The organism is Thermus sp. 2.9 (assembly GCF_000794385.1).
GTDB lineage: Bacteria > Deinococcota > Deinococci > Deinococcales > Thermaceae > Thermus > Thermus thalpophilus.
In genome coordinates, this window is sequence record NZ_JTJB01000054.1 from 1 (window position 1) to 6,744 (window position 6,744).

Genomic DNA, 6,744 nt, shown 5'->3' on the forward strand with positions numbered 1-6,744 from the left:
TGCTTGCTGTCATCTGCTATAATGGCCTTGTCCGAGGGTCGGACAGGGGATCTTGAAAGCCAGTTTTGCCCTTGAGGAAGGCGAATATGCGCTTTCACCTTCTCATCGCCCCTTCCGCAAGCAAGTTTTCATCGGGCTAAACCCCCAAAAACGGCCTTTATACGGCTTATGCATATTCCAAACTTCATCTTTCTCACAAACCCCCCCTCCAAGAGCAACGTCCAGGACGGGATTATGAGAGGGGTACAGTTGCACGAGATGCTTCCCCGTAAGGGGATTGCGACGCTAACAGAGGCCCCTACTATCCAGGCCCTTGCTAACCAGTTGCACGAGATGCTTCCCCGTAAGGGGATTGCTACCGAGGCCGATGTAGGCGGGAGCGGGCTCGTTGCCCAGGAGGGAAACGTAGCGGACCATGGCCTAGCGGGGAAGGGGGATGGCCTCGAGGTCGGGTTGTAGCCCCACCTCCCGCTGCAGGTCCTGCAGGAGCTTGCGGGCGAGCCCCGCCACCTGCTCCACCTGCCTTGCGGAGGGCACCTGGAGGCCGTGGACCAAAAGGGCCTGGTTCCTGGCCTTGAGCACCCCAGCAAGCCCTTGAAGGTCCCGGACATTCCAGGAGGCCAGGAGGGGGTCCCCCAGGACCCGCAAGAAGGCCAAAACCTCCAAAAGCCCGAGCTTCTCACGCACCCTCGGAACCTCCTCCCCGGGCAGGATGCGCCCAAGCTCACCCTGCAACGCCTCCCTTTCCTCCGGGGAGAGCTCGGGCGCCTCCGCAAGGCGGCCATACCGCCTAAGCCGCTCCTGCAGGAGGAGCTCCAAAGCCCGATAAGCGTAGAGCGCCGCCAGGGTGGTCTGGTCGCGGTCGGCCAGCCTGCCGCTCTGGTGCAGGAGTGTGGCCGCAACCCCCAGCACCCCCCGCCGGTTGCCCAGGTCCCCCGTGGTCAAGAGGTCCCGCGCCCCCTTGAGGAGGGAGGCCTGCCCCTCCAGGCGCTGGAAGTGGCGGTTCAGGGGGTGCTGGAGCCAGACGTTTTTCCTCAAGGCCTCCAGCAGGCTTTCCGCCTTTCTGGCCGCCTCCTTGAAATCCAGGGCTCGCCATGCCCGGTACATCTCGGCAAGGTTTTGGTAAAGGGTGTAGGCCTGGTTGCCCGTAGCCCCCACCAGGCGGTTGAAGTAGGAGGCGGCTCCAGCGAAGTCCTCCTTCCCGTAGAGCTCGGAGGCGAAAAGCCAGTCCACCTCTCCCCCAACCTCGTGGGGGTCGGGCAGGACGATGAGCTTTTCCGATCCCGCCCGGGGCCGTCGCAAGGCCACGTCGTAGTCCTCGTTGTCCACGTAGACCACCTTGACCTTGGGAAAGAAGCGGCGGAAGAAGAACCCCGCCGCCGCAAGCCCGGCGCTCATGGCCTTGGTGCCGCTGGTCACGTCCAGGGCCACGGGTTCCTCCGGGTAGCGCTCCAAGAGCTTGCGCACCTCGCGGTAAATGGCGGTCACGTCGCTCTTGCCGATCTCAATGGGGTAGATCATTACCCCCGTGTCCTGCCGCAGGCGCTCGAGGAAGCGGCGGCTTTCCTCCGTGTGCAGCACGTAGACCTCCTGCGCCCCCGTCCCCAGGATGGCCAAGGCCGTGGCCTCGGGGCTCGTGCCCAGGGTGTGGAGGGAGGCGCGAAAGACCATCCTTTCGGGCGACACGGGGGGCGCGTGCCGCCAAAGCTCCAACAGGTGGGGCCAGACCATCTCCTGGTAAAGGGCCTGGGGGTTGCCGCCCGCCCCCACCGCCTCCTTGTACCTGGCCCACGCCTCCTGCAGTTGGTTCCACCGTTCCTGATCCTGGAGCATGGAAGTCTTATACCACAGCGGCCTCCTCCGGTAGAATGAACCGGAACATGGCCGCAAGCCGCCCTTCCAAGAAGGACGTCCTGGCCCGGGCGCAGCACCTGGACGAGGCCAACGTGGCCCGGCTTGGGCTCATCTCCATCCAGGAGCGGATCCCCGAGGGCTACGCCTCCTGGGAGGAGGAGTTTGAGTTTTTGGGCAAGCCGGTGAAGCTGGCCTGCTACGCCAGCGAGAAGGTGGGGGGTGTGCCCCACGGGCTGGACAACGAGGTTTCCCTGGCCCTCATCGCCCTCTACTTCAACGCCGGAAGTCCGGAGGACGGGACCTTCACCGCCACCCCCTACCAGATCCTGAAACTCATGGGCCTGGACACCTCAGGCTACTACTACCAGGCGCTCAAGGAGAGCCTCATGCGCCTCACCACCGCCACCTACGTCCTCTCCGAGGCCTGGCGGGCGGACGGGCGCTGGCAGAGCGTCACCTTCCGCTACATTGAAAAGCTTGAGTACACCTCCAGCGCCGAGGGCAAGCTGGACCGGGCCAGCGTCTTGCGCATCACCCTGGCCAAGGAGATCGTGCGCTCCTTGAAGCAAAACTACGTCAAGCCCATTGACATAGAGTTCATGGCCAGCCTGCGCCGCCCCTTGAGCCGGGCGCTTTACCGCCTTCTGGACGCCCAGCGCTTCTCCCCTGAAAACCCCGCCCCCCTCACCCGCTTTGAGGTGAACCTCATGGAGTGGGCCGCCGCCTGCAAGATCGTCCACAAGCGGCCCGACAAGGTGCGGCGGACCCTCGAGCCCGCCCACGAGGAGCTCATGGAACGCCGCTACCTCCAGTCCGTGGAGTACATTGGCCGGGGCCAGAACCAGACCATCGTCTACGTCTTCGGGGAGGAGGCGGGGGGCGTGCCCGACATGGAGGCGGTGGAGCTCCTCATGGCCGAGGGCCTTTCCTTCACGAGCGCCTACTCCCTGGCCCGCCGCTACCCCCTGGCCCACATCAAAGACCGCCTGGAGCGCTACCGGAGCATCCTAGCCTCGGGCTACAAGCCCAAGAACAGGCTAGGCTTCCTGGTGGACGTGATTCGGGACGAAAGCGGCAAGTACGCCCGCGCCCTTCCCCCCACCAGCGCCCGCCGGGTCCAGGCCAAGGTGGAGGAGGAGGAGGCCCGCCGCATTGAGGAGGAGGCGGAAAGGGAGTGGCAGAACATGCCCAAGGAGGCCCAGGTGCGCCGGGCGGTGCAGGTGGCGCAGCTCCTCCTCCGCTCCCGGCTTTCCGTGGGCGACCTCGAGGACCTCACCCGGCTCATGGAGGAAGGGGTGTTGGAACCCAGGCGCCTGGTGGAGGAGCTTAAGGAGGCCGCGGCCCAGGGAGATTTAGAAGAATGGGTCCAATCTTTCCGGCGCGGCCTGGAGGGCTAGGACTATCGGAAGACTTGGGGAGTTTGAACGGGGGCGGGGAGCAAAACCCCGCCCTTTCCCCTTCACGAAGGCAACATTTCCCCTCGGGCCGGGTATCGGAAGACTTGGGGAGTTGGCCCGCTCCAGTATCGGAAGACTTGGGGAGTTTTGGGGGTGAAGTATCGGAAGACTTGGGGAGTTGGTATCGGAAGACTTGGGGAATCGCTATCGGAAGACTTGGGGAGTTTTGGGGGTGAAGTATCGGAAGACTTGGGGAGTTGGTATCGGAAGACTTGGGGAGTTCTATCGGAAGACTTGGGGAGTTTCGCGCCCCCACTTGCGTCCTGGACGGCACCCCGGCCGGGGCGGGGGGGCTCCTTGTTGTTGATCATCAACGTATTTAGGGTTATAGACTTTTAAGGTATCAACAACAGCAGCGCCAACATTGAAGATGGTCCAGACTATAAGCCGATGGCCCTGGTCTTCGCGCGTCTGGTAAGAACTTCTCCAAAGACTTGGGTATCGGAAGACTCGGGGAGTTGGGAAGGTTCATAGTTGGCAGCCAGAAAGCCCGCGCGGCACTAAGCTTGGGTTCAGGTATGCGGCAAGCTCTTTCCTGGGTCGCCCTGGACCTAGAGGCCACCTCCCCCAAGCCCGAGGAGGCGGAGATCCTTTACCCCTTTTTTCTCGGGCAGCGTTTTTGCGGAGGGGACATAATGAACCCATGAAAGTGCTCATCCTCAGCGTGGGCACCACCCGCGCCCCCTTGGAGGAGTCGCTGGCGCAGCACGCCCCCGATGGGGTCATCTTCCTGGCCAGCCAGGAAAGCCACCCCGTGGCGGCGGAGCTGGTAAGGGAATACGGCGGCTCCTTCCGCCACCACACCCTCCTGTTGGAGGACGCCGAAAGCCTCTTGGAAAGCTACCAAGCCGCCCTCAAGGCCTTGAGGAAGGCCCTGGAGTGGGAAGCCACGGCCATCGTGGCCGACCTCACCGGGGGAACCAAGCCCATGGCGGCGGGCCTTGTTCTGGCCCTCACGGGGCGGGGGGTGGTGTTCAGCTACGTGGGCGGGGAGCGGCGGGACCCGGATACGGGCCGGGTGGTAAGCGGGGCCGAGCGGCTCAGGCTTCTGGAAGACCCCACCGCCCGGCTGGGCCTGAAGGAGTGGACCGCCTTCACGCGGGCCTGGAACGCCCTGAACCTGGGCGTGGCCCTTTCCGAGCTGGACGGCCTCCTACAAAGGCCCCTCTCCCCTTCCGAGGAGCGCTTCTATCGGGCCATGAAGGGCGTGGTGGAAGGGCTGATGGAGTGGGACCGCTTCCGGCACGAAAGGGCCCTTGCGCTCCTCGCCCCCAGCCTCCCCGTGGCTTTGGCGGTGGCGGAAGCCTGGGGGCACGGGGCCAAGGTGCGGGTGCTGAAGGGGTTGGAAGACCTTTTGCCCCACCTCCGGGCCATCGTGGAGGCGGCGGGCAAGCCCACCTTCGCCCTCCTGCAAGACCTTTTGGCCAACGCCGAGCGCCGGGCGGAGCTTGGCCGCTTTGACGACGCCCTTGCCCGGCTTTACCGAGCCTTGGAGTTGGCGGTGGAAGCGGATGTGCACGAGCGCCTGGGTTTTGTCCTGAAGGACCCCAGGACCTGGCCCGAGGGCTTCCCGGAGTCCCTGCGGGAGCGGGTGCTAAGGCCCCGGGGGCTTATGGAGCTTCTAGATGCGGCCTTTGACCTGGACCTAGCGTTTGCGCAGACGAACACCCTGGCGCAAAAGCTCTATGGGGAGAAGAACCGCATCCAGGCCTTGCTGAGCCGTCGGCACGAGAGCATCTTGGCCCACGGGACGAGGCCTGTGGAGGAGGAGGACTACCGGCGGGTGCTGGACTTCCTTACCGCTTTGGACCCCAGGCTTTCCCCGCTCGCCCCTTGGCCCCGCTTCTGATGGTCCTTCACTTGACCCGGCAAGGATCCACCTTGCGCCTGCGACGGGGGAGGCTCGTGTTGGAGGAAGAAGGCGAGCGGGTGATGGACTTCCCGGCCCGCAAGGTGCGGCAGGTGGCGGTGTGGGGCAACGTTCGCCTTTCCACCCCCGCCTTGGTTTTCCTCCTGCGGCAAGGGGTACCCGTCTTCTTCTTCAGCTTGGAGGGCTTTCTGCACGGGGTGGCGGGGGCCTTTTCGGAGATGAACCCCGAGCATCTCCGGGCGCAGTTCGCCGCGAGCCCTCTTCCCTTGGCCCGGGCCTTCGTCTTGGGAAAGCTCCGTTCGGCCCTGGCTGTGCTGGAGCGTCACTCCCTGCCCGAGGCGAAGCGGGTGGCGGAAGCCTTGGAGCTCGGGGAGCGGGCGGGCACCTTGGAGGTCCTGAGGGGCGCGGAAGGCCAAGGAAGCCGCGCCTACTTCGCCGGGCTGGAGCGGCTCCTTGGCCCATATGGGCTCAGGGGCAGAACCCGCAGGCCCCCACAGGACCCTGTGAACGCCGCCCTCTCCTACGGCTACGCCGTGCTCCTTGGCCGGGTGCAGGTGGCGCTCCGCCTGGCGGGCCTCCACCCCGAAGTGGGCTACCTTCACGCCGAGGGGCGGCGGAGCCCAGCCTTAGCCCTGGACCTCATGGAGGAGTTCAGGGTTCCCGTGGTGGACCAGGTCGTGCTCTCCGGCTTCCGCCGCGGAAAGCTTACCCCGAGCCACGGCGAGGTGCGGGATGGGGGGGTGTACTTGAACGAGGAGGGTCGGAGGGCCCTGATTACCCTTCTGGAGGAGCGCTTTTTGGAGGAGGCCACCCACCCCATGGGGTTGCGTAAGCCCTACGGGGAGCTGATAGAGATCCAGGCCCACCGCTTGAAGGCAGCCATATTGGGGCGCAAGCGGTACACGCCGTTTTACCTTTGGCGCTGATCTTTGCTATACCTATGAGCAAAATTGCGACGCAAAAAGGACACCTGACGCTTTAAAAGACATAGCTCGCTTCGGGACGGAACTTGCGCGATATCTTTGGACTGAAACAAAACTTGCTGTGCGTGCTATACTGCGCTTAGCCCGGACCCCCGGGCGGGGATCTTGAAAGCCGATTTTTCCCTTGAGGATGGGCAGTATGCGTTTTTATCTTCTCATCGGCCTTTCTTCCTGTGGCTTTTCATGGGCACAAACCCTCAGAAAGGGCCGTTATACGGCCTATGTATATTCCAAACTTCATCTTTCTCACAAACCCCCCCTCTAAGAGCGATGTCCAGGACGGGATTATGAGAGGGGTACAGTTGCACGAGATGCTTCCCCGTAAGGGGATTGCGACACCGGATAGTCTACCAGGGTGAGCACCTTCGCTACCTCAGTTGCACGAGATGCTTCCCCGTAAGGGGATTGCGACCCACCCTCTGTATTGGCTTCCAAGCGAAGCCTGGTGAGAAGTAGTGTTGCACGAGATGCTTCCCCGTAAGGGGATTGCGACTGCCCGAGTGTCGGATACCGGCCCCTCTAGGCGAAGCTCCTTCGGTTGCACGAGATGCTTCCCCGTAAGGGGATTGCGACCAGGATA

The 6,744-nt window shown here is 63.9% G+C and carries 4 protein-coding genes; 3 read left to right on the forward strand and 1 reads right to left on the reverse strand.

Annotation, left to right across the window (positions count from 1 at the left end):
• Positions 1–420 precede the first annotated feature (420 nt).
• The gene (locus QT17_RS12465; protein WP_039460484.1) at positions 421–1,833 is read right to left on the reverse strand and encodes a TIGR02710 family CRISPR-associated CARF protein; all 1,413 of its coding nucleotides are present in this window, start codon (positions 1,831–1,833) and stop codon (positions 421–423) included.
• A 47-nt stretch (positions 1,834–1,880) separates the two neighbouring features.
• Here QT17_RS12465 and QT17_RS12470 point away from each other — a divergent pair, with 47 nt between their 5' ends.
• The 3 genes from QT17_RS12470 (at position 1,881) to cas1 (ending at position 6,107) form a co-directional block, all read left to right on the forward strand.
• Positions 1,881–3,251, forward strand: coding sequence for a replication initiator protein A (locus QT17_RS12470; RefSeq protein ID WP_039460488.1), 1,371 nt, complete (start codon positions 1,881–1,883; stop codon positions 3,249–3,251).
• 703 nt (positions 3,252–3,954) lie between these two features.
• A complete protein-coding gene (locus QT17_RS12475; protein WP_039460486.1) occupies positions 3,955–5,160 on the forward strand; it encodes a TIGR02710 family CRISPR-associated CARF protein in 1,206 nt (401 codons plus the stop codon).
• Positions 5,160–6,107, forward strand: a complete 948-nt coding sequence (gene cas1, locus QT17_RS12480; RefSeq protein ID WP_039460489.1) for a CRISPR-associated endonuclease Cas1 — start codon at positions 5,160–5,162, stop codon at positions 6,105–6,107. Before QT17_RS12475 ends, cas1 begins: the two co-directional genes overlap by 1 nt.
• Positions 6,108–6,744: the final 637 nt, after the last annotated feature.